The 26,319-nt window shown below is 54.5% G+C and carries 26 protein-coding genes; 7 read left to right on the top strand and 19 right to left on the bottom strand.

Translation table 11 applies throughout. The features are described from left to right. Positions 1-7: 7 nt before the first annotated feature. Together rsmH and mraZ are read right to left on the bottom strand one after the other, a co-directional pair. Positions 8-949, bottom strand: a complete 942-nt coding sequence (gene rsmH, locus ACF8D4_RS06975; protein ID WP_025010886.1) for a 16S rRNA (cytosine(1402)-N(4))-methyltransferase RsmH — start codon at positions 947-949, stop codon at positions 8-10. A 29-nt stretch (positions 950-978) separates the two neighbouring features. Continuing rightward, positions 979-1,437, bottom strand: coding sequence for a division/cell wall cluster transcriptional repressor MraZ (mraZ, locus tag ACF8D4_RS06970; protein WP_025010885.1), 459 nt, complete (start codon positions 1,435-1,437; stop codon positions 979-981). A gap of 603 nt (positions 1,438-2,040) precedes the next feature. Between mraZ and ACF8D4_RS06965 the strand changes: the two genes are divergently transcribed. Continuing rightward, a complete protein-coding gene (locus tag ACF8D4_RS06965) occupies positions 2,041-2,340 on the top strand; it encodes a hypothetical protein (protein ID WP_044733543.1) in 300 nt (99 codons plus the stop codon). A 31-nt stretch (positions 2,341-2,371) separates the two neighbouring features. On the opposite strand, the gene ACF8D4_RS06960 is transcribed toward ACF8D4_RS06965, so the two are convergent. The 11 genes from ACF8D4_RS06960 to ACF8D4_RS06910 form a co-directional block, all read right to left on the bottom strand. Next, on the bottom strand, positions 2,372-3,952 hold the full coding sequence (locus ACF8D4_RS06960; RefSeq protein WP_144134393.1) for a nicotinate phosphoribosyltransferase: 1,581 nt from the start codon (positions 3,950-3,952) through the stop codon (positions 2,372-2,374). Positions 3,953-3,964: 12 nt separating this feature from the next. After that, entirely contained in the window at positions 3,965-4,831 is an 867-nt protein-coding gene (gene prs / locus ACF8D4_RS06955) for a ribose-phosphate diphosphokinase (RefSeq protein ID WP_208189737.1), read from the bottom strand. Between the two features lie 152 nt (positions 4,832-4,983). Further along, positions 4,984-5,697, bottom strand: coding sequence for an NUDIX domain-containing protein (locus ACF8D4_RS06950; protein WP_208135266.1), 714 nt, complete (start codon positions 5,695-5,697; stop codon positions 4,984-4,986). A gap of 89 nt (positions 5,698-5,786) precedes the next feature. Next, entirely contained in the window at positions 5,787-7,292 is a 1,506-nt protein-coding gene (glpK, locus tag ACF8D4_RS06945) for a glycerol kinase GlpK (protein WP_144167666.1), read from the bottom strand. Between the two features lie 26 nt (positions 7,293-7,318). Beyond that, complete coding sequence (locus tag ACF8D4_RS06940) at positions 7,319-7,789, bottom strand: nuclear transport factor 2 family protein (protein WP_096142780.1); 471 nt, start codon at positions 7,787-7,789, stop codon at positions 7,319-7,321. Positions 7,790-7,969: 180 nt separating this feature from the next. After that, a complete protein-coding gene (locus ACF8D4_RS06935) occupies positions 7,970-9,316 on the bottom strand; it encodes an outer membrane protein transport protein (protein WP_062793509.1) in 1,347 nt (448 codons plus the stop codon). 508 nt (positions 9,317-9,824) lie between these two features. After that, entirely contained in the window at positions 9,825-10,430 is a 606-nt protein-coding gene (gene leuD / locus ACF8D4_RS06930) for a 3-isopropylmalate dehydratase small subunit (RefSeq protein ID WP_208133928.1), read from the bottom strand. A 1-nt stretch (position 10,431) separates the two neighbouring features. Then, on the bottom strand, positions 10,432-11,841 hold the full coding sequence (gene leuC, locus ACF8D4_RS06925; protein ID WP_392466749.1) for a 3-isopropylmalate dehydratase large subunit: 1,410 nt from the start codon (positions 11,839-11,841) through the stop codon (positions 10,432-10,434). Next, a complete protein-coding gene (gene leuB / locus ACF8D4_RS06920; protein WP_028781115.1) occupies positions 11,841-12,935 on the bottom strand; it encodes a 3-isopropylmalate dehydrogenase in 1,095 nt (364 codons plus the stop codon). The genes leuC and leuB overlap by 1 nt, the downstream gene beginning before the upstream one ends. Continuing rightward, positions 12,932-14,500, bottom strand: a complete 1,569-nt coding sequence (gene leuA, locus ACF8D4_RS06915; RefSeq protein WP_044733534.1) for a 2-isopropylmalate synthase — start codon at positions 14,498-14,500, stop codon at positions 12,932-12,934. The genes leuB and leuA overlap by 4 nt, the downstream gene beginning before the upstream one ends. A gap of 254 nt (positions 14,501-14,754) precedes the next feature. Further along, positions 14,755-14,958 (bottom strand): hypothetical protein, encoded by a 204-nt coding sequence (locus ACF8D4_RS06910; protein WP_208142416.1) that lies wholly within the window; start codon positions 14,956-14,958, stop codon positions 14,755-14,757. Positions 14,959-14,978: 20 nt separating this feature from the next. Here ACF8D4_RS06910 and ACF8D4_RS06905 point away from each other — a divergent pair, with 20 nt between their 5' ends. Next, positions 14,979-16,742, top strand: coding sequence for a diguanylate cyclase domain-containing protein (locus ACF8D4_RS06905; protein ID WP_221051593.1), 1,764 nt, complete (start codon positions 14,979-14,981; stop codon positions 16,740-16,742). Here the strand turns inward: ACF8D4_RS06905 and recQ are convergent. Then, on the bottom strand, positions 16,724-18,511 hold the full coding sequence (gene recQ, locus ACF8D4_RS06900) for a DNA helicase RecQ (RefSeq protein WP_372239372.1): 1,788 nt from the start codon (positions 18,509-18,511) through the stop codon (positions 16,724-16,726). The two genes, ACF8D4_RS06905 and recQ, sit on opposite strands and share 19 nt — an antisense overlap. 204 nt (positions 18,512-18,715) lie before the next feature. On the opposite strand from recQ, the gene ACF8D4_RS06895 reads away from it, so the two are divergent. Both ACF8D4_RS06895 and rarD read left to right on the top strand, forming a co-directional pair. Next, positions 18,716-19,180 carry a thioesterase family protein gene (locus ACF8D4_RS06895; protein ID WP_025888143.1) on the top strand — a complete coding sequence of 155 codons (465 nt, stop codon included), beginning with the start codon at positions 18,716-18,718 and terminating at the stop codon, positions 19,178-19,180. 106 nt (positions 19,181-19,286) lie between these two features. Beyond that, entirely contained in the window at positions 19,287-20,171 is an 885-nt protein-coding gene (rarD, locus tag ACF8D4_RS06890) for an EamA family transporter RarD (RefSeq protein WP_025888142.1), read from the top strand. A 54-nt stretch (positions 20,172-20,225) separates the two neighbouring features. Here the strand turns inward: rarD and ACF8D4_RS06885 are convergent, their stop codons facing one another. The 5 genes from ACF8D4_RS06885 to radC form a co-directional block, all read right to left on the bottom strand. After that, positions 20,226-20,756 (bottom strand): PH domain-containing protein, encoded by a 531-nt coding sequence (locus ACF8D4_RS06885; RefSeq protein ID WP_044733530.1) that lies wholly within the window; start codon positions 20,754-20,756, stop codon positions 20,226-20,228. A 115-nt stretch (positions 20,757-20,871) separates the two neighbouring features. After that, positions 20,872-22,191 (bottom strand): amino-acid N-acetyltransferase, encoded by a 1,320-nt coding sequence (argA, locus tag ACF8D4_RS06880; protein ID WP_028781111.1) that lies wholly within the window; start codon positions 22,189-22,191, stop codon positions 20,872-20,874. 479 nt (positions 22,192-22,670) lie between these two features. Continuing rightward, positions 22,671-22,844 (bottom strand): 50S ribosomal protein L33, encoded by a 174-nt coding sequence (gene rpmG / locus ACF8D4_RS06875; RefSeq protein WP_025010872.1) that lies wholly within the window; start codon positions 22,842-22,844, stop codon positions 22,671-22,673. 6 nt (positions 22,845-22,850) lie between these two features. Continuing rightward, on the bottom strand, positions 22,851-23,087 hold the full coding sequence (gene rpmB, locus ACF8D4_RS06870) for a 50S ribosomal protein L28 (protein ID WP_028769274.1): 237 nt from the start codon (positions 23,085-23,087) through the stop codon (positions 22,851-22,853). A 122-nt stretch (positions 23,088-23,209) separates the two neighbouring features. After that, positions 23,210-23,887, bottom strand: a complete 678-nt coding sequence (gene radC / locus ACF8D4_RS06865; RefSeq protein WP_025010870.1) for a DNA repair protein RadC — start codon at positions 23,885-23,887, stop codon at positions 23,210-23,212. A 128-nt stretch (positions 23,888-24,015) separates the two neighbouring features. On the opposite strand from radC, the gene coaBC reads away from it, so the two are divergent. Genes coaBC through slmA form a run of 3 tightly spaced genes read left to right on the top strand, consistent with a single transcriptional unit; the run spans position 24,016 to position 26,285 of the window. Further along, positions 24,016-25,212: a bifunctional phosphopantothenoylcysteine decarboxylase/phosphopantothenate--cysteine ligase CoaBC gene (coaBC, locus tag ACF8D4_RS06860; RefSeq protein ID WP_186295592.1), complete on the top strand. Its 1,197-nt coding sequence runs from the start codon at positions 24,016-24,018 to the stop codon at positions 25,210-25,212. After that, entirely contained in the window at positions 25,209-25,667 is a 459-nt protein-coding gene (dut, locus tag ACF8D4_RS06855; protein ID WP_025888140.1) for a dUTP diphosphatase, read from the top strand. The genes coaBC and dut overlap by 4 nt, the downstream gene beginning before the upstream one ends. A gap of 24 nt (positions 25,668-25,691) precedes the next feature. Further along, positions 25,692-26,285 (top strand): nucleoid occlusion factor SlmA, encoded by a 594-nt coding sequence (gene slmA / locus ACF8D4_RS06850; RefSeq protein WP_025010868.1) that lies wholly within the window; start codon positions 25,692-25,694, stop codon positions 26,283-26,285. Positions 26,286-26,319 lie beyond the last annotated feature (34 nt).

Here is a 26,319-nt window from a genome sequence, read left to right as displayed (position 1 = left end):
GTCAACCTCAGTAAGGCAAACGCTCGGCAATTCTGAGTACAGAACTGCGGGCCCGGGCATTAACGGCAATCTCTTCATCCGACGGTTTCATCGCCTTGCCTATGGGCAACAGCTGCCGCGAGCGGTTGAGCTCGGCCTCGGTCACCGGCAAGCCGTAGGGCACTTCCTCGCCTTTGCTGTGACGGCGGATAAAACGCTTCACCATGCGATCTTCCAGGGAATGGAAGCTGATGATCGACAGCCGTCCCTTGGGCGCCAGTACTTGCAGTGCCCCTTCCAATGCTTGATCTATCTGATCCAGCTCGCTGTTGATATAGATGCGAATCGCCTGAAACACTCGAGTTGCCGGATGCTTGTTGCGCTCTTTGTGTTTGGTGATCCTTTCGATCAAGCCGGCCAAATCTTTGGTGCGCAAAAACGGCTTCTCATCACGGTCGGCGGCGATACAACGGGCGATATGGCGGGCGTTTTTCTCTTCACCATAGGTCTTGAATACCCAAGCCATATCTTCGACTTCGGCCCTGGCGAGCCACTGAGCCGCCGTTTCGCCCTGGCTGTTATCCATCCGCATATCCAGTGGGCCATCACGCAGAAAACTAAAGCCTCGTTCGGCATCGTCCAGTTGCGGTGATGACACACCGAGATCCAGTAAGACACCGTCTATCTTGCCCACCAGCCCAAGTTGCTCAACATAGTCGGCCAACTGGCCAAAACCGCCATGGACTATGGTGAAACGCGGATCATCGGCAAACTGTTTGGCAGCTTCAATGGCCGCCGGGTCTCTATCGATGGCAATCAGCCGCCCCTGTTCACCCAGGCGGGAAAGGATCTGACGTGAGTGTCCGCCTCGACCGAAAGTACCGTCGATATAGATGCCATCTGGGCGGATATTGAGCCCGTCTACCGTTTCTTGAAGCAGGACAGACAGGTGGGCAAAGTTTTGGCTCATCACTCTCTTCTTTAATCTGGTCTCACTCATCAGAGTGAGAAATCCGCCAGCCGCTCACTGGCGGTCAATCCCTGGCTCTTAATCATCTCCAGGCTGTCGGCCAGCTGCTGCTGCCAGACCTGCTCATCCCAGAGTTCGAATTTGTTCAACTGCCCGACCAACATGGTCTTCTTTTCCAAAGAAGCGTATTGCCTGAGCGGCGGAGTCAGCAAAACCCGGCCGTTGGCATCCAATTCACATTCCTGGGCATAGCCCAACATCAGGCGCTTCATCGCCCGCTCCTGTGGTTGAAAATCAGACAGACCGAGCAGCTTGTCGGCGACTTTGTTCCATTCGTTTATCGGATAGATCAACAGGCAGGGAGATTGGATATCCACAGTGATTACCAGCTTGCCTTGATGATCGGCATGCAGAGGCTCGCGGTATCGCGTTGGCATAGCGATCCGCCCCTTGGCATCCAGATTCAAAGCACTTGCGCCGGAAAACACTTGGTTTCATCCTTGCTCAGTTAATAGATCCACAAATATCCACAAATTCCCACAGATGCTAAGTTTAGGGATAGTCAACAAGGATTGTCAAGCAATGCAAACTCGAATAAAGCCAGTCACCAAGCGGGTTAGCAGCGTGTCACAACATTTTTTGAACAGCCGAATTCCAAGTGGCAAAAAGTGGTACTACCGCCCCTGGCAGTGGAAAATTTCAACACTGACAGGGGAGATTTTCACAGTGAAAAGAAACGATTGTGGAGAAGTTTCCCGGATCCGGGCATTCAGGAGTGCGATCCAGTGCAAACTTCTGTGGCGGCAAAACTCGGCCAGGATAAACCACTATGCCAACCTTACAGCTGTATCTGAGGGTTAAATGTTAAATCATGGTTAACTAAAATTTCTTGCCCATATCAGAACGACAGGCTTTTCCTACATAGTGTTCAGAGCCTGAGTCAAAGATTTCAGCACTGTTTTGATACAGCCGGAACCCCAAAGGATAAATTCAGTCTAACTTTTAGGCGAAACAGGCCGATAAAGGATACAGAATAGGCTAACAGTTAAAGCATCTAACCGGCGCAAAAGCCGCCGGCACGGGGAACTCTAATGGGATTGGACAGCATTTACGCCATGTTGGCACGCCCGGTCAAGGCGGTATTTCAGCCCAAACGCGAAGTGGAGCAGGTCAAGACCAGCTCCGCCATAGCGCCCGACAGCCACGAAGCCCCGCAATCGCAACTGCCTCCCGAAATAGACAAGCGTGAAAAAGTCGCTGATCGCCGCAAAGAGCAGAAAGGCTTTGCCCACGAGCGGCGTAAACATAACCGCCGCCAGGAAGATGAAGAAAGGGATGACTCCAGGGCGCAGGAAGAAGGCAAGGGTCAGATCATAGATATCGATGTCTGACCCTGCCGGTGAATGTCATTGAATCAAGGCTTCACAGCTGCGCCGCCACCCGCTGGCGTATCTCGGCCAAATTGGTTTCGCGAAGTAGTTTGCCATCCTCATAAACGGTTTGCAGCAGCCCCTGGGCTTCTTCAGTCACCGAAACATCGTCTTTCAGCACCAGCTCCCCGTCTTGCATAACCACTTGCAGTAACCCCTTGGCGGAACGCTTTTGGCTATCAGTCTTGGGTGCCTTGAAAATCGCCAGCGGTTCGCCGTCTTTTATCACGTGGGTCGCCTTGACTGCCGAGCCATGGGTATCTCGGGTGACATATTGATAGCTGTATGAGCCAATCCCCAGCACGACTTTGGAAGCAAAACCTTTGTCCATCAAACGCTGCAGTATTTGTCGTTGGCGCTCGAGCGTGATGGCATCGCCATAAATGGCACCCACATGGTTATCCAATAACTTGTAACCCTTGTCGGTCAAGGTGCCACCAAAAATGTCCCACAGGCACTCGATAAGCCCCTTCACCTCGCAGGCCATCAGGGTTTGCCGCTGCAGACCGATAAACTCACCATGCCAACTGATCGCCTCATAACCGTTATCGGCTGCCTTTTGCAATGCTTCATCCAGGCCACATTCGCGGATAAGTGATTCAGGCGCCAGCTTATAACCGCTGAGAATGGTCACAGGATCGCCGGAGTCGGGACGGATCACCAGGGTGCCGTCACGCTCGAGGATCTCCTGCTTGAGTTCAGGTAAGTATTGAGTCACCAGAGTCCAGAAATCCCAGGTATCAGACACCACACTAAGGATCCCCTTGGGAGACTGGGTCTGCATCAGATAACGGAAGAAGGCGATCTCCCCTTCGAGGATCCAGGAACAGGTCACCGAGTGCTCGGTGGCATCCACTGAGGCGCCGACCAACTCCTTATCGACATCGGCACCATAGTACTTCTCGGCAAACAGCACCGCCGGAATGGTGTCGGTTCCAACAAAACCGCTGGCCAAATGGCCAAAACCACTCATGGCAGCGGCCTGCTTACCGAACATGCCGCGAAAACTGAAGTCATGCCCCTGAAACGCTACCATCTCGGCAGGCAGACCTGTCTTGTCGGCGAACTCTTTAAAGGTGCGCAGGTAAGCTACGGCCGTGGTGGCACTGGTTTGTATCGGCCAGTTTTCACAACTGAGCACAGTTTCTATCATGTTGGTCAACCAGGGGAAATCCGGATGGGTGTTGACTATGGTCAACGGCGGCACCAGATAAGGCACCAGAGTCCCCTCTTCCAGCGCCTTGATCCTCAGCGGTAAATACCCAAGGTCGTGGAGTTTTTCCAGATAAGAGACATCGACGCTGTACCCCAGCATGGCACTGAGTATGCGCTTATGGGCGGCCACGGCCTGCGCCTTGGGCTGACGAAAGAAGCTGTCCCACTCCTCCATCAAATAGCTCTTGATAAAATACTGCAGTCCAATAAAGGCGACTTTGTCATTGTCCATTATGTTGGCATTGCGACCGCTGCGGGAAGTGAAGTTGGCATACACCTCGGTCACCTGAGGATGATAGGCGCGACCATGAAACTCTTTGTAGACATCCTTCTGCATTGAGGGGGCGATGATACTCATAATAAACTCCTTTTATTCAAACAGTTTCAAGGTGTGCAGCTCGACAATTTGCGACTCAAACGGATGCAATGGACACACAGAATCTGTGGTAAACACGGCATCAATCAAACCTTCCAGCGGTTCGATTCCGCGGGAAAACAGGCCATGGGTCACATAGAGTCCCACTCGGGCGGCGCCTTTTTGTTTCAAAAGCCGCGCCAGCTCGATAAAGGTTCTGCCACCGTCACAAATATCATCCAGGATCAGCAGACTGCGGCCAGCGACATCGGCGTCCAACTCGGATGCCAATATTGTGCCCGTCGCCGGATCCCGGCGTTTACTGGCCTGAAAAACTTCGGCCTCAATCCCGGCGGCACTCAGCGCATCGGCAACCTTGGCTATCTTGTGGCTTGCGCCCTTGTCCGGCGCAAGCAGTGCCGCCTGGTGGGTTTGCAGCCACTGCTTCAGCTGCGCAAACTGACAAACCAACTGCGCCTGATGTACCTGCTCGGCCTCCAGCAGTTGCTCACTGACCGCCGAGTGCAGATCCCAGCAGCGGATCTGGCTGAAGCCGGCATTTCGCAGCAACCCCGCCATCACGGCGGCGGAAAAGGCCTCACCGGCGACGCAAACCCTGTCTTGGCGGGCATAGGGGAAATAGGGAAGTTGCAGTGAAACCTGAATGCCGGGTGCAGCGCGGTCCAAAGCATCTTTGATCAGCAGCAGCTGCATGATGGCATCACTGCTCTGCAACCTGGCGCAGATAATCGCGCTCTCTACCTGTTGTCCATCAAAACCCGCCAGACGCACATGTTGCTCACCACCGGCAAACTGCCATTGCTCAACAGTCAAAGCCTGTCTGGTCGCATCTTTGTTTACTAGCTCAATACTGATATCCATATCGCTCACCATTAAGTGTCTTAGTGACACTTAATCTAAAGCAACAGCTTGGAGTGGTCAAGCTTATTTCGAGTCAAAAGGACACTTATCTAAAAAGAAGAATTAAAATAATGGATAAGATAGTGGTAAACCAAAGAAGCTCGAATGGAGTTTCAAGCTTCCAGGTTGCGTACAAAGCGATAATCGGCAGCTTCAGGCAATACCCGGTAGAGCTGGGGTGGGCGACCGACTTCGACCCGGCCCTCTCCACAGGGGGCGAGCACGCCGGCCTGCTCGATTCGCCGCCGGAAAGATTTCTTCTGCAGTGGCTTGCCCAAAATGGCCTCATGCACTCGCTGCAACTCGGCCAGGGTAAACAATTCCGGCAGGGCAAAAGCCGCCACCAGGCTGTAAAGCGCCTTTTGGCGTAAGCGCTCCTGTGCCAAGGCTATGATATCGGCGTGATCAAAGGCCAAGTGTTCGGGCAGCGACTGCAAGCTGAACCAGCGGCTCTCTTCAGAACCTTCCATGACGGGTTCAAGATGAGGCATCAGCGCATAATAGCTGATGGTGACCGACCAGCCTCTGGGATCCCGGCTGCCATTGCCTATACTCTGTAACTGCTCCAGGTAGGGTGGCACTATGCCGGTCTTTTGCTTAAGTTTGCGCTTGGCCGAAGCATCGATATCCTCATCCTGCTGCAGATCGATAAAGCCTCCCGGCAATGCCCACATCCCTTTGCAGGGAAACCCGGAACGCTTGACCAAGAGCACACACAATTGCCCTTCTCGCACACAAAGCAGCACGCTGTCGACACTGGTCAGCGGCAGCGGGTAGTCATGGATATTGTATTGCGCCAGATATTCGGCTTCGGTCGTCACTGTCATGGCGGGCTCACTTTGGTGTCTTTGGGGCACTATTTTGAGTCACTATTCAATGGGAGACAATAACAGCCGACAAGAAACCGCCCGGCACATCACAGTTCGTCGGTTTCATGCCAGTGGCGACAACGGTCCACCGCCTTCTGCCAACCGCGGTAATAAAGCTCCCGCCGTCCTTCATCCATGGCCGGCTCGAAGTAACGTTCAACATCGCTCCGGTGAGAAAGATCTTCCACCGAATCCCAGAAACCACAGGCAAGACCGGCCAAAAATGCCGCTCCCATGGCGGTAGTTTCGGTCAAGGCCGGCCGCAGTACTTGAGTATCTGTGATATCGGCCTGAAACTGCATCAGGAAGTCATTACTCACGGCGCCGCCATCCACCCTCAGCTGCTTGAGTGCAACCGCGCTGTCTTTACTCATGGCATCCAGCAGATCCCGGCTCTGATAGGCGATGGATTCCAGCGCCGCACGTATGATGTGGTTGCGGTTTACGCCGCGGGTCAATCCTTGCAAGGAGCCGCGGGCGTTGGCGTCCCAGTAAGGGGCTCCCAGCCCGACAAATGCCGGCACCAGATAAACCCCATTGGTATCTTCTACCTTGGAGGCAAAGTACTCTGTGTCCTGGGCATCACGAATAAGCCCCAACTCGTCCCTCAGCCACTGTATGGTCGCGCCGCCCATAAATACCGAGCCTTCCAGCGCGTATTGCACCTCGCCCTTGGGGCCTACAGCCACGGTTGTCAGCAACCCATGCTCTGAGCGCACCGCCTTGTCACCTGTGTTCATCAGCAAAAAGCAGCCTGTGCCATAGGTATTCTTGGCCATGCCGGGTTCGACGCACAGCTGGCCGAACAGCGCCGCCTGCTGATCCCCGGCCATGCCGGCGATGAGAATTTCACTGCCCTCACCGGCAATCCGGGTTGTGCCATAGACAGCCATCGACGGCTTGACCTCGGGCAACAACGAAGCTGGGATGTCCAGCGCCTGTAACAGGGTCTGATCCCAGCATTGTTTATGGATGTTGTAGAGCATGGTGCGCGACGCATTGGTGGGGTCGGTCACATGCACCTTGCCCTCGGTCAGCTTCCATACCAGCCAGCTGTCGATAGTACCAAAGAGCAACTCGCCTCTTTCGGCCCGCTCGCGGGCACCCTCGACATTATCCAGCAACCACTTAATCTTGGTGGCCGAAAAATAGGGATCCAGCAACAAACCTGTATTGTCGCGGACATAGTCCTCCAGCCCCTCGGCCTTGAGCTGCTCACAGATCTCCTTGCTGCGCCGGCACTGCCAAACAATGGCGTTGGCAACTGGCTTACCTGTGAGCTTATCCCAGATGACAGTGGTTTCCCGCTGATTGGTAATGCCGATGGCCGCCACTTCATCACTGTGGATCCCGGCGCGGGCGATGACCTCTATCAGTGTCGAACTCTGGGATGCCCAGATTTCCATGGGATCATGCTCGACCCAACCGGGTTGCGGGTAGTGCTGACTGAACTCTCGCTGGGAGACGGCTACGATATTGGCCTGTTGATCGAAAATAATCGCCCGTGAGCTGGTAGTGCCCTGATCCAGGGCAATAATATATTTCTTTTGCACGTGAAAGCTTTCTTGGGTTGGCTGAATTAGTTTTGCTGCCAAGGCTGATCGCCTCGGGGTAAGCCGATTTCCGCTTTGGGAATATCACACTCCTGCGCCGGGTAATACCAGACAGCGGCAATCTTATCGCCCCTTAAGGTATAAACGCCCATATTACATTGGCTATTTTGCTCGCCATCCTGCTGCCAGCTGACCTTTTCCAGGGTGCTGACATAGTTACCCGAGCTCAGCGAGCCAAGAATACTGGCCTTGGCCCCCGGCAAAGTTTGAAAATAGTCGGTCATAGCCGCGCCCAATTCCGAATGCCCGGAAGCCTGCAGATCGACCTTGGTGATGCTGACATTAAACCAAGTCACGTCTTCCGTGGTTTGCGCCAACATCAGCTCAATCTTTTGCTCATTGAAACCTTGAATAAACATACTGACAGGATCTGACTCGGCCAAACTCGGCATTGAAATCAGTGAAATAGCACTGGCAAACAGGAATGGATATTTCATGGGCTTATTATTTTTTGTTGGCAATAGCATGAATATAAGCCCTGAGCTCGGCCACGCCAAGTATAAAACAGCCCTGAGTGCAGCCGCGCCAAGTTTAACACCGCCTTGAGCCAGACTAGGCCTGATATGAAAAAGCCCCGCTTGGCGGGGCTCTTGTCTCATTCCTTGGCCGGAATGGTATTACATCTTGTAGGTCACTTGCAGACCCGCCAACCAGACGTGGCCGCTGGCATCGCCCTGGAAGGCAACCTGAGCCAGGCCCATCAGATCCTGAGTCTCGTTGATAGGGGCATCACCGTGGGCGCGGATATAGGTCAGCCCCAGATCCACTGTCAGGTTCTTGCTGGGGGCATAACCGGCACCCACACTGAACCAGAGACGGTCGGTATCTGGAATAGTGATAGTACGGTATTCATCGTCAACCGCTGTCTTATCCAAGGCCACACCGGCACGCAACAACCACTCGTTGTTCAGCTGATAGCTGGTACCCAGAGCAAAGCGCCAGTTGTCTTTGAAGTTTTCTTCCTTCACCAGATCGGATTCCAGGCCGCCGATAGGCTTCTGCTCACCAGGGAAATAAGCCACCAGCTTGTTGAACACACTCCAGTCGGTCCAGTTGATGCTGGCGTGCATCGCCCAGTTGTCAGTCAACTGATGGTAAGAAGCCAGCTCGGCAAATGCCGGCAGCTCCAATGGCAGGTAGCCTTCAACCTCGGCTGTACCGCCGGTATAAAGGGCGCCACGGGCTTGGCCGTCCAGATCCAGCTCAACGTGGCTGTGATAGGCGATACCCAGGCGGTGATTAGCATTGATCTGCCAGCTGGCACCTAGCTGCCAACCATAACCAAAGTCATCACCTTCCAGATGCTTGAGCTCGGTGCCGGCGGCAGGCAGACGAGAAGTTACCTCTGCTGGCAAGCCAGGGATAGCACGAACACCTTCTATCCAGCCAGGAACCGAAGCACCGATCTCACCGTCACCATACACACCGCGCAGACCGGCACCCACAGTGAAGTGCTCATCAATGCGGTAAGCAATATTGGTGTTCAGCTCTACAGTAGTCACCGCTGTCTTGTTACCAAAAATGGAGGCAGCATGGGCTGCCGGCAGTTCGGTAGACAAACCATAGTTGGAGTTCAGTGCCAAACCCCAAGTCCAGCTGTCGTTGAGCTGGTTGGAGTAATAGAAGTTAGGCACTAAAGCGTTGTCAGCCACATCCAATGCATCGGCATTCATGGTCATGGCCTGAGGCAATAAAGGCGACGCCAACGAAACCTGACCCAAGGCGTCAACTTCCGGCATCACATAGATGGCACCGGCAGAGATCTGCCGACCTTCAAGATAGCTGAGCATGGCAGGGTTACGCCCCTGAGCCGCAGGGTTATCGGCCATGGCCGCTTCACCGGCGAAGGCACGTCCAAGTCCGGTCGCTGAAGATTCTGCCAGTTGGAAACCCGCCGCTTGTACCTGAGTCGTTGCTCCCACAAAGCTGGCCGCAATGGCGACAGCAATAAGTTGTTTCTTCATTGTTATTCTCTGTCTGTTTATTTAGCAATTTCTGAATAGAGTAATAACTCCATTTTGTTGCGGCGCAGTTTACTGACACAGAATATCTTTGCAAGCAGCAAGCAAAAAACAGGATAAACAACCACAAAAATCAACAAAGAAAGACGCAAAAGTGACACTTGTCACGCTATCAGTGCTTAAAACAGAGAGGAAACGGCATTGATGTTTGCTGAAAAGTATTGAAACCCAAAAGAAAACAAAAACTATCAACTTGAAAAATAACTATAAATTATCAAGTAACCATAAAAACACTTGTTCACTTAATTTAAACCAGACAAACAGCATAAATCACTAAGCATTCAAAGTTGCAGTCTACCTCCCTATGAGCAAAACCCATAACCAAATGTTTTTAAAAAATAAATTATAGGTAATTACAGTCAACATGCTTGTTTTGAACACAAGAGAGCAGACCAGCTACCAAGCCACTGGTCTGCTCTTGTACAAGTGTACGCTGAAATAACGGACGGGATTAGGCGCGCCATCCCGGCAACCCGGCTTCATAATCGGCGATGGCCTGCTCATGGGACAGAGTCAAGCCGATGGCATCCAATCCATTGAGCAGCTTATGACGGGCAGATTCAGCCAGTTGAAATGCAAAGCGTTTCCCGGATGGTGAAACGACCAGGCACTGCTGCAGGTCGACTTTGATTTCACTGCCTTCGGTCGCCGTTACCTCGTCAAACAACTGCTGCACCTCAGCGGCCTCAAGGATCACCGGCAATAACCCATTATTGAAGGCGTTGCCGTAAAAGATATCGGCAAAGCTGGGCGCAATAATCACCCGCAAACCATAGTCGGCCAAGGCCCAAGGCGCGTGTTCACGGCTGGAGCCACAACCAAAGTTTTCCCGCGCCAGTAAAATAGAGGCTCCCTGATATCTGGGCTGGTTCATCACAAAGGCAGGATCCGGCTGCTCACCGGCATCATCCAGATAACGCCAGTCGTGAAAGAGATGGACACCGAAGCCATCCTTGGTGACCTTGGATAGAAACTGTTTGGGGATGATCTGATCCGTATCCACATTGGCGCTATCCAATGGCACCGCAATTCCCTGATGAATAGTAAAAGCCTGCATTTTATTTCTCCTGGCCAGAGTGGCGGATATCGACAAAGTGACCGGCAATGGCGGCAGCGGCTGCCATGGCAGGACTCACCAGATGGGTACGACTGCCGCGCCCCTGCCGCCCCTCAAAGTTGCGGTTACTGGTTGAGGCGCAGCGATCGCCGCTTTCCAGGCGATCATCATTCATCGCCAGGCACATGGAGCAGCCCGGCAAGCGCCATTCAAACCCGGCCTCGACAAACAGTTTATCCAAGCCTTCGGCTTCGGCCTGAGCCTTTACTTGTCCCGAGCCCGGCACCACTATGGCGGTCACGCCGTCAGCCACCCGCCGACCGCGGATCTGCGCCGCGGCGCTGCGCAGATCTTCGATACGTGAATTGGTGCATGAACCGATAAAGACCTTGTTGATGGCCACATCCGTCATCAGGGTACCCGGCGTCAAACCTATGTAATTCAGCGCCTTTTCCATACTGCCGCGCACTGTGGCATCGGCCTCATCGGCGGGGTTGGGCACAGGTTTATCTATGGCCACCACCTGGCCAGGATTAGTGCCCCAGGTCAGTTGCGGCGCGATTTCACTGCCTTCCAACTCCATATAGGCATCGAAGATGGCATCTTCATCGGACTTGAGCGTCTTCCAGGCTGCCAGGGCGGCATCCCAATCGGGGCCCTTGGGCGCAAACTGGCGCCCCTCAAGATAGGCGAACGTGGTTTCATCCGGCGCGACCATGCCCGCCTTGGCCCCCATCTCAATCGCCATGTTGCACAGCGTCATGCGCCCCTCCATCGACAGGGCGCGAATCGCGTCACCGCAAAACTCCACCACATAGCCGGTGCCGCCATCCATGCCTATCTTGCCGATAATCGCCAGTACCACATCCTTGGCGGTAATGCCCTCACCCAGTTGCCCCTTGACCTCGACTCTCATGGTCTTGGCCTTAAGCTGCCGCAGCGTTTGGGTGGCCAGCACATGCTCCACCTCCGAGGTGCCAATACCGAAGGCCAGCGCGCCAAAGGCACCGTGGGTAGCGGTATGGGAATCGCCACAGACAATAACCGTACCCGGCAGGGTAATGCCCAGCTCAGGCCCCATCACATGCACTATGCCCTGATTGGGGTGGTGAATGTCATACAAACGCACACCGAATTCGCGACAGTTCTGCGCCAAGGTTTCAACCTGAGTGCGCGCCATGGGGCTCAAGGCGTCCAGACTGGCGCTCTTGGTCGAGGTGTTATGATCCATGGTGGCAAAGGTCTTGTCCGGTGCCCGAAGTTGGCGCCCGGCCATCTTCAGGCCACTGAAGGCCTGGGGTGAGGTCACTTCGTGCACCAGATGACGGTCGACGTAAATAATCGGCGCTTCTCCCGCCGGCGTCGCCACCAGGTGGGCATCCCACACCTTTTCATACAATGTCTTGCCCATTACACCCCCTCCCGAATCGCATTGGCGATATAGTCGCCCATCTCTGCCGTGGTCTTGGCATTATCCCGCTGCTCCGGCGCCAACAACTCACAGGTAAAGAAGCCATCTGCCAGCGCCTTGCCTACGGCGCGCTCTATCGCTGCCGCCGCCTCTTCCTGCTGCAAGCTGTGGCGCAACATCAAGGCCGCCGACAAGATCTGCGCTACCGGGTTGGCAATCCCCATGCCGGCAATATCCGGGGCACTGCCACCGGCCGGTTCATAGAGACCAAAACCACTGCTGTTGATGGAAGCCGATGACAACAGCCCCATGGAGCCGGTCAACATGGCGATTTCATCGGAAAGTATGTCGCCGAACAGGTTGGAGCACAGCATCACATCAAAATCCCAGGGGCGACGCAGCAGTTGCATGGTGGCATTGTCAATATAGATGTGTTCCAGTTCCACATCCGGATACTCGCTCGCGACCTGCTCGACCACTTCACGCCAAAGTACCGAGCAGGCCAGCACGTTGGCCTTGTCGACCGAAGTCACCTTGCCGCGGCGGCCGCGGGCGGCCTCGAAGGCGATATGGGCGATACGGCGGATTTCGGCGCGGCTGTATCTCATTGTGTCAAACGCCTCTTCGCTCTCGCCCTCCCCCTGACGCCCCTTGGGTTTGCCAAAGTAGATACCGCCTGTCAGTTCACGCACGCACAGCACATCAAACCCTTTGGCCGAGATATCGGCGCGCAGCGGCGACAGATGTTCCAGCCCCTGATGTAACTTGGCCGGTCTGAGGTTACTGAATAAGCCGAAATGGCCCCGCAGCGGCAACAGCGCGCCGCGCTCGGGCTGTTCATTGGGAGGCAGTTTTTCCCATTTGGGGCCGCCTACCGAGCCGAACAGAATTGCATCCGCCGCTTCACAGCCGGCCAGGGTCGATGCCGGCAACGGGCAGCCATGGTTATCTATCGCTATGCCGCCGACATCATATTCGGCGTACTCCATTGCCAGACCAAAGCGTTGCTCTACCGCCGTCAGCACCTTACGGGCCTGGGCCATGACTTCCGGGCCTATGCCGTCGCCGGCCAATATCGCTATCTGATAACTCATACGCCACCCAACTCCTTTCTCTGTTGTATTTTCTGTTTATGATCCGCCACCTGGTCGGCGCGCTGAATAAGGTTCATCACATGCACCAGGGCCGCTGCCGAAGCCTCGACCACATCGGTAGCCAAGCCGACACCGTGGAAATTGCGCCCCTGGTACTGAGCCGTGATATCCACCTGCCCCAGCGCATTCTGGCCTTCGCCTTTGGCGCTCAACTTATAGCTGCAGATATCTACGCTCTGGCCGCTGGCACGGGCTATCGCCTTATAGGCGGCATCCACAGGGCCATTGCCGGTGGCGGCTTCGGTCACTACCTCACCGGCGGCTTCAATACGTACAGTGGCGGTGGCCATGCCCTCGGTAGAGTCGGATTGCACCACCAGCTGTTGCAACTGGAAGTGATCGTCGGCCGCCGCCCGGCCCTCCATATACACCAAGGCTTCCAGGTCATAGTCGAACACCTGGCCCTTCTTGTCGGCCAGTTTCAGGAAAGCGTCGTACAGTTGGTCCAATGAATAATCCTGCTCTGAATAACCCATCTGCTCCATTCGATGCTTGATCACATGGCGGCCGGAGCGTGAGGTCATATTCAGGTGATTGCGATTCAGGCCTATGCTCTCAGGAGTCATGATTTCATAGGTGTTTTGCGCCTTTAACATGCCGTCTTGATGGATACCGGATGAATGGGTAAAGGCATTGGCGCCCACTATCGCCTTGTTGGCCTGGATCGGCATATTGCATAACTGGCTCACCATGGAGGAGGTGCGGTGAATTTCCTGAGCCTTGATGCCAGTCTCCAGCCCCAGGATGTCTTTGCGGGTCGCCAGGATCATGGCGATCTCTTCCAGTGAACAGTTCCCGGCCCGTTCACCTATGCCGTTGATTGTACACTCAATCTGCCTGGCCCCCTGTTGCACCGCCATGATGGAGTTGGCGACCGACAATCCCAAATCGTCGTGGCAGTGCACAGAGATCACCGCCTGATCGATATTGGGTACCCGGTTGAACAGGGTTTGAATAATGCCGCCGAACTCGCTGGGAAGGGTATAGCCCACTGTGTCCGGAATATTGATGGTGCGGGCACCGGCTTCGATGGCCGCCTCAACCATGCGACACAGATTATCTATCGGGGTCCGGCCGGCATCTTCGCAGGAAAACTCCACATCATCAGTAAAACGCCTGGCATACTTCACCGCCCCTACCGCCATCTCCAGTACTTGGTCGAAGGAGCGCTTCAACTTGCTCTGCACATGGATATTTGAGGTTGAAATAAAGGTATGAATGCGGAACTGATCCGCGACCGATAAGGCCTGGGCCGCGGCGTCGATATCTTTCTCCAGTGCCCGCGACAGGGCGCAGACCCGGCTGTTTTTGATGGTACGGGCTATGGTCTGTACCGACTCGAAGTCGCCGGGAGAGGAAACCGGGAACCCCACCTCCATGATGTCGACCCCCAGGCGCTCGAGAGCCATGGCTATCTGCAGTTTTTCTTTCACTGTCAGACTGGCTGCCAGCGCCTGCTCGCCGTCCCGTAAGGTGGTATCGAAAATAAACACTCTGTCAGACATCTGGATTCTCCATTCAGGGGTTTCGATTGATTTTTCCCGTGCCAGAAACAAAAAACCCCGCGGTTTCTGGCGCGGGGTTTTGAGTTCTGGCTTGCTAATCGACGTGCAAGTCTAGCTCCTCCGCGCAGGGACTGCGAGAGTAAGGAGGAGGAGAGACAGTTGCATTTGTGGGTTCATTTAGCAGTTCTATACCAGATAAAAATTCGTTTAAAGTGGGTTTATATTCTTCCCACCGGGTTCAAGAAGTTCAATAATTAACTGCCTACTTGCTCGCTGTCAAGCCTATATTTCTCAGCATCAGTTGAAAATTTCGGCTTAAAGTGCTGATTTGCACCATTCAAGCCTTGGTGATCTAAAGCTAAATAGATGAATAAAATCTTGCCGATAGCATCATTTTTGTGCCAAAAATGATAAAAAATAGTTATTATCCCAACACGGTTTCGCCCGGCAAAACTCACCTTCACTCAGCGGAGAAAAAATGGATTTTCGCCTCTTGGCACTGAGCTTGCTTCTGTGGTCATTTTCTTGTGTGCTTTGGGCCGCGGAGCGGTTGGACACACTGGCCAACACCCTCTATCAATATCCTACGCTGGCGCTGACCCAAATCAACGAGCTTGAGCGTCAGGCCTCAGAGTTGAGCCAGGCCCAAGTGCTGAGATTACAGTTATTTAAATGTGAAGCACTACTGCAATTAGGAGACAACGGCGCCGCCATCAATCTGGCCGAACTGGGAGAAGCCAGAGCCAAGCAGCTAAGGCTGGAACAGGCAGACAGTTATTTTCAAATTTGCCGCGCCGATGCCTATGCCAATTTCGACGATCTGAAACAATCACTGCTGTTACTCGACGGCGCCATTGAGCAGGCCAAACGCCACAACCAACCCCAGGCTCTGGTCAACGCCCTGAGACTCAAGGGCCAGCTGGAAAACGACCTTGGCAACTATGGCACCGCCATCGAAGATCTGCGTCTGGCGCTGGACATCTACCCGGATATCAGCAGTCAAAATCCATCCTGGCTATGGCCACCTCTGGCCTATGTTTACGGCGACATGGCCAGCCTGATGTATTCCACCGGCGACCTGCGCCAAGCGGCCTACTATCTCAAGTTGGCACTGGACACAGATGAAGCCAAAGGCAAGGTGCGCCATGTGCTGTTATTAATGGCCGCCAGAGTCGCGCTGGCGCAAGAGGATATGGCCCAAGCCGACAGCCTGCTGAAACAGTCCAAAATACTGCTGCCTGAGATAGGCTCACCGCTGGAGCTTGCCAACAGTTACAGCCAGATAGCCGTGATAGAACTCGCCAGGGGCAGAACCGAGATTGCCGATGAGTTAGTGGGTATTGCCCTGCAGACCTATGAAAAACAAGGCAAAGTAAACAACTATATGCGTGCGACCCGACTGTTGGCCAGGGTACGTCTCGCCCAGCGCAACGACGATGAAGGCATAAGGCTGCTGATGCAGGCGGCGCAGCAGGCCGAGCAACTGCAACTGGCCGATGAAGTGGCTTATACCCAACAGCTTATCAGTGACTATTACGCCGAAAGAGCAGAGTTCAAACCGGCATACGAGGCGATGAAACTGGCGGCCCAGGCCGCGGCCGAGGCCCAAAAGCAGCTCAACAATACCCGCTTTATGCAATACAAGGCCAGGCTCAGCCAGCAGGAGCAGTTGCAGGTAGAAACCCAGCAGAACATTCGTCTTGCCAGTGCCAATCAGCGCTCCAAACTGAGCCAGGCCTACGGCACCATCTCTGTGCTGACACTCGCCATCATAGGTGCGCTGATCTGGTTGGTCAGTCGCCGTAACCGCTGGCAACAACCGAGTACCGTGGCACTGGAAAAACTGCCTGCGGCCCAGCAGCTGGATGCCATGCTCAGCAGTGCCAAGAAGGGCAACTACCCCTTGAGCCTGTTATTGCTGAGTACCAGCCATATACGTCAGGTGGATCTTTCCGCCCTGCAGCGGGCGCTGGAACAGAAACTCAGAGAGCAAGACAGACTGCTGCGCTACAGTATGGATGAGATAGTGATCCTGCTGCCCTACACCTCGGTCCAGGGCGCCTTGCAGGTCAGCGAGCAACTCAAGCCGATAGTGCAGAGCTGGCAAGTGGCTCATGCCGTGCGCATTGGAGTGGCCTCGCTGCAGCAGCCCGATAACCTGGATAGCCTGGTGAAGCGTGCCGGCGTCAACCAACTCAGTCAGCAGAAAGCCGCCGAGCAACATCAGTCACCGGCGAGATAAGCCTCTATCTCGTCGAGGAACTGATCGCCAAAGCGGGCCAACTTGCGCTCACCAACACCATTGACCGCCAACATCTCGCCCTGGCTGGTAGGCAAAATCGCCGCCATTTCCGCCAGGGTTGCATCGTTGAATACCAGATAGGGCGGTACGTCCTGCTCTTCGGCTATGCTGCGCCTTAACTGCTTGAGGCGGGCAAACAGCTTGCGATCGTAGTTGAGTGGCGCCTTGCTGCTGACGTTGCGCCTGCGGGTAACATGCAAGTCAATTCTGGGTTCGGCCAACATCAGTGCAACTTCGCCCCTGAGCACAGGCCTGGCGGCCGGATTCAGGCGAATACTCGATCCGCGGGTAATATCCTGGCTCGCCAGCCCCAAATGGATAAGCTGCCTGGTCACACTGAGCCAGTGTTCATGGCTCTTGTCTTTGCCGACACCCCAGGTGGATAACTTGTCGTGCCCCCGGTCGACCACGGCGGCCGATTTGGAGCCTCTGAGCACCTCTATCAGCTGGTTCATGCCAAACTTCTGCCCCAAGCGATATATGCAGGACAACACCTTCTGTGCATCCTCGGTGCCGTTGTAGCGTTTCGGCGGGTCCAGGCAGATGTCACAGTTGCCGCAGGGCTCCAGCGCCGGCTCATCGAAATAGTGCAGCAACACCTGGCGGCGGCAGGTCTGAGCCTCGGCAAAGGCCGCCATGGTATTGAGTTTATGCAGTTCCACCTGTTGCTGCGGCCCGGGTTCACCCTGCTCAATCAGGTGGCGCACCCGGCCGATATCGGCGGGCTCGAACAACATAAAGGCTTCGGCCTCGAGACCATCTCGCCCAGCGCGGCCGGTTTCCTGATAGTAGGCCTCTATGCTCTTGGGCAGATCGTAATGCACCACAAAGCGCACGTTGGACTTGTTGATCCCCATGCCAAAGGCGACCGTGGCCACCACTATATCCAACTGTTCCTTGAGAAATCTGTCCTGGACACTGGCGCGCTCGTCGCTGCTCATACCGGCATGATAGCCTTCGGCGGCATAGCCCTGTAACCGCAGCCTTTCGGCCACTTCATCGACCCGGCGGCGGCTGGAGCAATAAACAATCCCGGCGGCGCCGTTTTGCGCGGCGATAAACTGGCGCAATTGATTGGCGGCGTTAAGCTTTTCCGCCACTGTGTAGCGAATATTCGGCCTATCAAAGCTGGAAAGAAGCACATAGGGGGCGATATTGAGCCGCTGGCAGATATCATCCCGGGTCGCCTTATCGGCGGTGGCGGTCAGCGCCATTACAGGCACGCCGGGAAACAGCTGTTTCAGGCGGCCAAGCTGGGCATATTCGGGGCGAAAATCATGGCCCCACTGGCTGATACAGTGCGCCTCATCCACGGCAAACATCGACAGCGGCAGGGATTGCAGCCGCTCAATAAACTCATGCTGCAGCAAGCGCTCCGGCGAGACATACAGCAGGCGGATCTCCCCCTGATGCAACTGGCGCAGCACCTTGAGGCTCTGCTCCCTGGGCAAGGATGAGTTGAGATAAGCAGCATTGACCCCGGTCTGCAGCAGGCTGTCGACCTGATCTTTCATCAGGGAGATCAGCGGCGAAACCACCAGGGTCAGCCCTGGCATCAACAATGCGGGCAGTTGGTAACACAGACTCTTGCCGCCGCCGGTGGGCATGATCACCATGCAGTCTTCCCCGGCCATCACACGTTCAATCACCTGGCGCTGCCCTTCACGGAAAGTGCGGTAGCCAAATACCTGCTGCAAGGCTTGCTGCATAGGGTCTTGGGGATGATTTAGGCTCTCGGGAGCGATACTCAGCGGCTGATCCATGACTGTCTGTGTCCAAAGAAGAGGCCGCTATTCTAAATGAAGCCAACACCAGAGTGCCAGCCAAGAGGGGATTTTTCCGCCCGGACTAGGCAAACGGCCATATTAGCGTTAGATTGATTGCTCTAAAAAACAACAACAGCAGGAAGCCCTATGAGCCAGGACATTCAAGCCGAGGTACTCGCCAAGGTAGCAGAAGTATTTGATAAACATGTGCCTTTTCACAATCTTCTCGGCCTTGGGATCCGCCGATACGACGCCTCTGGTGTCGAAGTGGAGATCAAAATGAAGCCGGAGCTAATCGGCAACATACATCAAAAAATACTCCATGGCGGGGTTACCGCAACCGTGCTGGATGTGGTTGGCGGCCTAACGGCATTCTCCGGCTTAGTTATCAGTCGCGACAACTGGACAGTGGAGCAGCTGCAACAGCGACTGCAAACCCTGAGCACCATAGATCTCAGGATCGACTATCTGCGCCCCGGCTGGGGAGAAGTCTTCAGCGGCACAGGAACAGTGATCCGTGCCGGCAACAGGGTCTCTGTCTGTCGAATGGAGCTGCATAATGAAAAAGGCAGCCATATCGCTTTTGGTACAGGGACTTACATGGTCGGCTGAGTAGCTGTTTAAAACTCAAACACTGAATCTGTTGTCGATAACTTGAGCCGAGGGGCTTTGCCCCCTACAATCGCCCTTCTCTCCTTTTCGTCATTGTGTAGTACCTATGCCTGAAACCGAATACCGCAAGGGGGTCATTCTCGCCCTTTGCGCCTATATTTTTTGGGGCTTTGCGCCGCTGTACTTCAAGTTGTTGCATCATGTCTCGGCCCCCGAGATCTTGCTGCACCGCATCATCTGGTCCTTCGTCTTTATGGGGATCCTGATGCAGTTTATCGGTGGTTTCGGACAGCTCAGGCTGTTGCTCAAGCGCCCGAAACAGTTGGCGGTACTACTGCTGACTTCGATTCTTATCGCCGGCAACTGGCTGCTGTTTATCTGGGCGGTCAACAATGATCATATGCTGGATGCCAGTCTGGGCTACTTTATCAACCCGCTGTTCAATGTGTTGCTCGGCATGCTGTTTCTGGGGGAGCGGCTCGGGAGACTACAATGGGTGGCGGTAACGCTTGCCGCCGCCGGGGTGGTGATCCAGCTGGTTTCTTTCGGCTCGATTCCGCTGGTATCCCTGGGGCTCGCAGCCTCCTTCGGTTTCTACGCCCTGCTGCGCAAGAAGGTCAATGTCGACGCCAAGACTGGCCTTTTGGTCGAAACTGCGGTGTTAATGCCGGCAGCACTGGGCTTTTTACTGCTGGGCACTGGTGAAGCCGGCGCCAATATGCTCAGCAACAGTTGGGATCTCAACCTGCTGCTGATGGCCGCCGGTATCATCACCACCATCCCCTTGCTGTGCTTTGCCGGTGCAGCAGTGCGGATCCCGCTGATCATGCTGGGCTTCTTCCAGTACATAGGCCCAAGCATCATGTTTATCATGGCAGTGACCCTGTTCGATGAACCCTTCGATATCGAAAAGAGTATTACCTTCGGCTTTATTTGGGCCGCCTTGGTGGTGTTTACTTTGGATATGCTGCGAAAACGCTCTCGCAGGTAACAAATACAACCGGCCCGGATGGGGTTTCCGGGCCGGTTAAGCAATATTCAACATTTATCCCGGCAGGTTCTGCCCCAGCCCCTCAAGCAAACTCTCCGCCTCGGGCATACTCAGCAGCAGGCTGTAACCAAGGTCGGTCGGCAGTAACAAGACGCTATCTTTTTCCGTCAGAACCACAAACGCTTTGCTGCCATCGTTGAGCCGATACCACCCCAGGGTGTAACCGGGCAGACCTATGCCCTGGGTACGCATGCCAAGCCTGGGGCCGCTGGCATCGCCGAGATTAATCACTTTCGCCTCTGAGATACGCAGATGCTCTGGAGCCAGGCTCTGGCCGTAGAATGGCACCTCGACCACCAGGCTCTGAGCCGTCAATTCCACCTTGGATGCCTGCGCCTGCCAAAATACCCATACAGATCCCGCCAGTGTTACCAACAGCAAACCCGAGGCGGCGCTCTTGGCCGTTGCCGGCATCTTCCGAATGCGGATCAGCAGCAAGATGGCCGCCAACATCAGTATCAAGGCGATAAAACTGCCACTGGCGACGCCGGTCAATGGCGCCAACTCGTAACTTCCACTGTTCATCTCTTGCTCCTTAATGGATAGGCATAAGTGGGCTTAGCTTAGGAGCTAAAGACATAATATGTCAACAAATGGAATATACCTGCTTACAAAAAGCCCCGCTGAGCGGGGCTGGTTTTTACAGGTCAAGCGCCAAAATTTTGGAGCGACGCTGGTAGTTATAGAGCTGCTTCTTCTTATTCGGCAAGGCATCTACCTCCACCAGCTCAAAGCCGTGTTCCAGGAACCAGTGAATGCTGCGGGTCGTCAGCGCAAACAGCCTGGAATAACCACGCACCTTGGCCTGGCCTATGATGTTCTGCAACAGCAGGCTACCGCGATCGGCGTCGCGATAGTCAGGATGCACTACCAGACAGGCAAACTCGCCGGCGTTGTCCTCTTCAAAGGGATAGAGCGCCGCGCAGCCTATCACCAGGCCATCACGCTCAATCAGCATAAACTGCTCTATTTCTATCTCCAGTTGCTCGCGGGAGCGACGCACCAGGATCCCCTGTTCTTCCAGCGGGCGGATCAGGTTGAGTATGCCGCCAATATCGGCAATGGACGCGCGCCGCAAGCGCTCGGCACTCTCTGTGACTATCTGGGTACCTATGCCCTCACGGGAGAAGAGTTCCTGCAACAGGGCACCATCTTCCAGATAGCTGACCAGATGGCAACGGGGCACGCCACTGCGACAGGCATCAATACTGGCCTTGAGAAACGCCATGGTGCCGACACAGCCTTCACCCTGGCCAGCCAGTTTATCGAGAATTTTTTGGGCATCGTTGGGCATCAGCTCGGCAATCACATCACCGTTGCGATCCAAAATACCATTCTGGGAGCTGAAGCCGATCATCTTGTCGGCCTTGAGCTTGATAGCCACCTGAGTCGCCACTTCTTCGGCGGTGAGGTTAAAGCTCTCGCCAGTGACCGAGGCCGCTATCGGCCCCATCAGGATGATGCAGTTGTTTTCCATCTGCCGTTTGAGTCCCTGAACATCGATACGGCGCACCTTGCCTGAGAGGCAATAGTCAATACCATTGTCGACCCCCAAAGGCTGGGCGATGACAAAGTTACCACTGACCACGTTGATCTGTGCGCCCTGCATCGGCGTGTTCGACAGGCTCATGGACAACCTGGCAGTAATATCAAACTGCAAAGAACCGGCTACCTGCTTAATGACCTTGAGAGTGGCTTCATCGGTGATCCGCACGCCTTGATGGTAGGCAGGCTCAATCTGATTGTTAGCCAAGGCTTCGTCTATCTGTGGCCGGGCGCCATAGACCAATACCACCTTGATCCCCAGGCTATGCAGCAGAGCAACATCATTGATGATGGAGCGAAACTTAGGCTGAGCCAACGCCTCGCCCCCCAACATCACAACAAATGTCTTGCCCCTGTGAGCATTGACATAGGGAGCAGAATGACGAAAACCATCAACCAATTCTGTGGTACGCACCTTGGGATTTACCTCACACTCGTTAAAGCCGACAGAAAAATGAATGCCACCCCCGTGGCACGGATAACATATTAATGCATTTAAATTCACTTAAAAAGAATTTATTTGCACATATACTTATTTTAAATCTCTAACTATTCACATGAAGGGTAAGCCATATCCAGCGTCTTCCCCCCTGAGACTCAAACCGAGTAAATATTCGCCGCTGCGGTTCAAGTGATTGCATAGAAAGGTATAGCAGGGATCTGTTTAGAAAGTATGAATCCACCTGAACCGCAGAAGGCCAGCAGCCGGATCCTTACGCGGAATAACTCAGGACTAAAGTGGATTGAAGGTGATAGAGGCAGCTTGGTGACAAAGGAGATAAGCTTAAGGGCAACGAGAGCCAAACCGGCTCGACTACGGCCGCGGCGGCCAAATTCAAATCAAAAAAAAGCCCCTGCGAGAGGGGCTTTCCAAGAATTCAAATACCAAGTGAATTACTTGATTTTGGCTTCTTTGTAGATAACGTGCTGACGAACTACGGGATCAAACTTTTTGATCTCCATTTTCTCAGGCATGTTACGCTTGTTCTTGTCGGTAGTGTAGAAGTGACCAGTCTTGGCGCTTGAAACCAGCTTGATCTTCTCACGATTGCCTTTAGCTTTAGCCATTTTCTATTACACCTTCTCGCCACGGGCACGAAGTTCAGCAACAACGACTTCAATACCTTTCTTGTCGATAATGCGCATACCCTTGGTAGAAACGCGCAATTGTACGAAACGCTTTTCGTCTTCTAACCAGAAACGGTGGTTCTGCAGGTTAGGTAAAAAACGACGACGAGTTGCGTTTTTTGCGTGCGAACGGTTGTTACCAACCATTGGTCGCTTGCCAGTAACTTGGCATACTCTTGACATGTCAATCTTCTCCAAAAAACAATTTTAACGCTCGAGCATTAATGTGCCTCGTATGGCCGTCGCCCGAGGCACAAAGAGGGCGCATGTTATACAGGATAACTGAGGAAAGATCAAGCGATGGATCAATCCATCCATCCGCGTTCTGCGAAGGAAACTATCTCGCAATCCCCTACAACCATATGATCCAGAAGTGAAACATCTATGGTTGCGAGCGCACATTTCAACCGCTCAGTAATTCGCCTGTCAGCCTGGCTGGGCTCAGCCACGCCGGACGGGTGATTATGGCAAACTATGACCGCCGCGGCCTGTTTTTCCAGCACCAGCCTAACCACCTCTCGTGGGTAGACAGATGCAGAGTCCAGGGTGCCATGGAATAATTCCACGAATTGGATCACTCGGTGCTGGCTGTCCAGCAACAGAATCGCAAACACCTCGGTGGCACGGTCCGCTAATTGTCTCATTAAATAGTCGCGAGTCAAATCAGGATTTGTCAAAACCGTCCCTCTTTGCAGCTTTTCCCGGGAAATTCGCCTCGAAAGTTCAGCAGCCGCCTGCAATTGGGTATATTTTACCGGTCCCATTCCCGGAATTCGGGCAACCTGATTCAGTGGTGCCACCAAGAGTTGCCGCAGTGAACCGAATGCCGCGAGCAAATCTCTGGCCAATTCGACCGCACTCTGCCCCGCCAGGCCGTTACGCAGCAATACTGCCAGTAACTCGGCATCACTCAGGCCCTTGGCTCCCTGCTGCAACAACTTTTCCCTCGGTCCCTCGCCCGTTGGCCAGTCTCTGATCCCCATCCTTGGCTCCCATCCCTGTGCCCTATACTTTGTTTCAATTATGGTCGAGATTTTTGAAGCTGCATCCTGCCAAGTCGGGGGAGCTTTGTGATATCTTAGCCGCCAATTACCATCAGTTGATTGTTTCTATGAGCCTGAAGCATAAAAAAATCCTCTTGGGGATTGGCGGTGGCATTGCCGCCTACAAGAGTGCCGATCTGGTGCGGCGCCTGCAGGACAGAGGTGCCGAAGTCAGGGTCGTCATGAGCCAGAGCGCCATGGAATTCATCACCCCGCTGACCTTGCAGGCGTTATCCGGCCATCCGGTGGCCTCAGATCTGCTGGATCCTGCGGCTGAGGCTGCCATGGGGCATATCGAATTGGCCCGTTGGGCCGATCTGGTTATCATTGCCCCCGCTACCGCCAACCTGTTGGCCCGCATTCGTGCCGGTATGGCCGATGAACTGATCACCACCACCTGCCTGGCAACGGCGGCTAAGGTGATGCTCTGCCCGGCGATGAACCAACAGATGTACCAAAACGTAGCGACTCAGGAGAACCTCAAGGTGCTGGCCGAGCGCGGCTATGGTATCTGGGGCCCAGATAGCGGCAGCCAAGCCTGTGGTGAAGTCGGCCCGGGGCGTATGCTGGAACCCAATGATATCGCCAAGCGAGCCGCCGCTTGCTTTGAGCCTCAGCTGTTGGCAGGCCAAAAGCTGCTGCTGACTGCCGGACCGACCCGCGAAGCGATAGATCCTGTGCGTTATATATCCAACCACAGCTCAGGCAAGATGGGGTTTGCACTGGCCACCGCTGCGGCGCAGATGGGCGCCGAAGTGACTCTGGTCAGCGGCCCGGTTAATTTGGCGACCCCGGCAGGGGTGACCCGAGTCGATGTGCAATCGGCCAAAGAGATGCTCGATGCCGTGATGCACCGGGTGGAACAGCAGGATATTTTTATTGGCTGCGCTGCAGTGGCAGACTATCGTGTCGCCGATGTCGCCGAAGCCAAGATAAAAAAATCTTCCGAAACCATGGCATTGGCACTGGTGCGTAACCCGGATATTCTGGCCACGGTCGCCAGCCATCCTATCCGGCCCTTTACCGTGGGTTTTGCGGCAGAAACCCATGAGGTGGAGACCTATGCGCGTGACAAGCTCAAGCGCAAGAAACTCGATATGATTGCCGCCAACGATGTGTCTGTTCCGGATCAGGGTTTCAACGCCGACCGGAATGCCCTGAAAGTATTTTCTGCAACAGGTTGTGATGAACTGCCGGCCACCGACAAGTTGAGCCTGGCCAAACAGTTGCTGATCCTGATAGCGAAGCATAAAAACAACTCATGAAAACACCCATAGAACTGAAAATTCTCGACTCACGTATTGGCAGTGAATTTCCGCTGCCAAGCTATGCGACCCCAGGCAGTGCCGGCATGGATCTACGCGCCATGCTGGACACCAGCATCACCATAGCCCCGGGTGAAACTGTATTGATCCCGACCGGAATTGCGGTTCATGTGGCCGACCCTTCTCTGGCGGCGGTGATCCTGCCCCGCTCGGGTCTGGGCCACAAAAACGGCATAGTACTCGGCAACCTGGTCGGCCTGATCGACTCTGACTATCAGGGCCCGCTGATGGTTTCCTGCTGGAACCGCAGCCAGACACCTTTCACCCTGGAGATAGGTGACCGCTTGGCCCAATTGGTGTTTGTGCCCGTCGTTCAAGCCCAGTTCAAACTGGTGGATGAATTTGACACCTCGGACAGAGGCGAAGGTGGCTTCGGCCATTCAGGCACTCAATAATTCCTGCCACTGACAGAGCGAAACATGGCTGTAAAAGAAAAAATCAATCGTCGTGAACACATACTCCAATCCCTTGCCAGAATGCTGGAAACCAATCCGGGGCAAAGGATTACCACCGCCAAGCTGGCCTCGGAAGTTGGCGTGTCGGAAGCGGCGCTCTATCGCCACTTTCCCAGCAAGGCGCGGATGTTTGAAGGCCTGATTGAGTTTATTGAAGACTCTCTGCTGTCACGCATCAACCTCATCATGGATGAGGAGAAAGACACCATGAAACGCTGCCAACAGGCACTGCAGCTGTTATTGGTGTTTGCCGAGCGCAACCCAGGGATCTCCCGGGTACTGAGCGGTGATGCCCTGCTGGGCGAAAATGAGCGTCTCAGAGAAAGGATCAACCTGTTGTTTGCCAAGTTGGAAACCCATCTGAAGCAGATCCTGCGGGAAAAATCCCTGCGAGAAGGGCAAAAATTCGCCCTAGATGAAGCCATTCTGGCAAACCTGCTGTTGGCCGTGGCCGAAGGCCGTATTGCCCAGTTTGTTCGCAGTGAATTCAAGCTCAAGCCAACGGCTCACTTCGAGGAGCAGTGGCAGTTTATTCAAAGCCAGTTATTACAGAGCTGAGCCCCCTGTTTTCGGGATCAAGGACGGTAAAAAC

The organism is Shewanella sp. YQ_9, assembly GCF_043103185.1.
GTDB lineage: Bacteria > Pseudomonadota > Gammaproteobacteria > Enterobacterales > Shewanellaceae > Shewanella > Shewanella algae.
The sequence above is the reverse complement of the archived record's forward strand: the minus strand, read 5'-3'. Positions and strand labels throughout refer to the sequence as shown.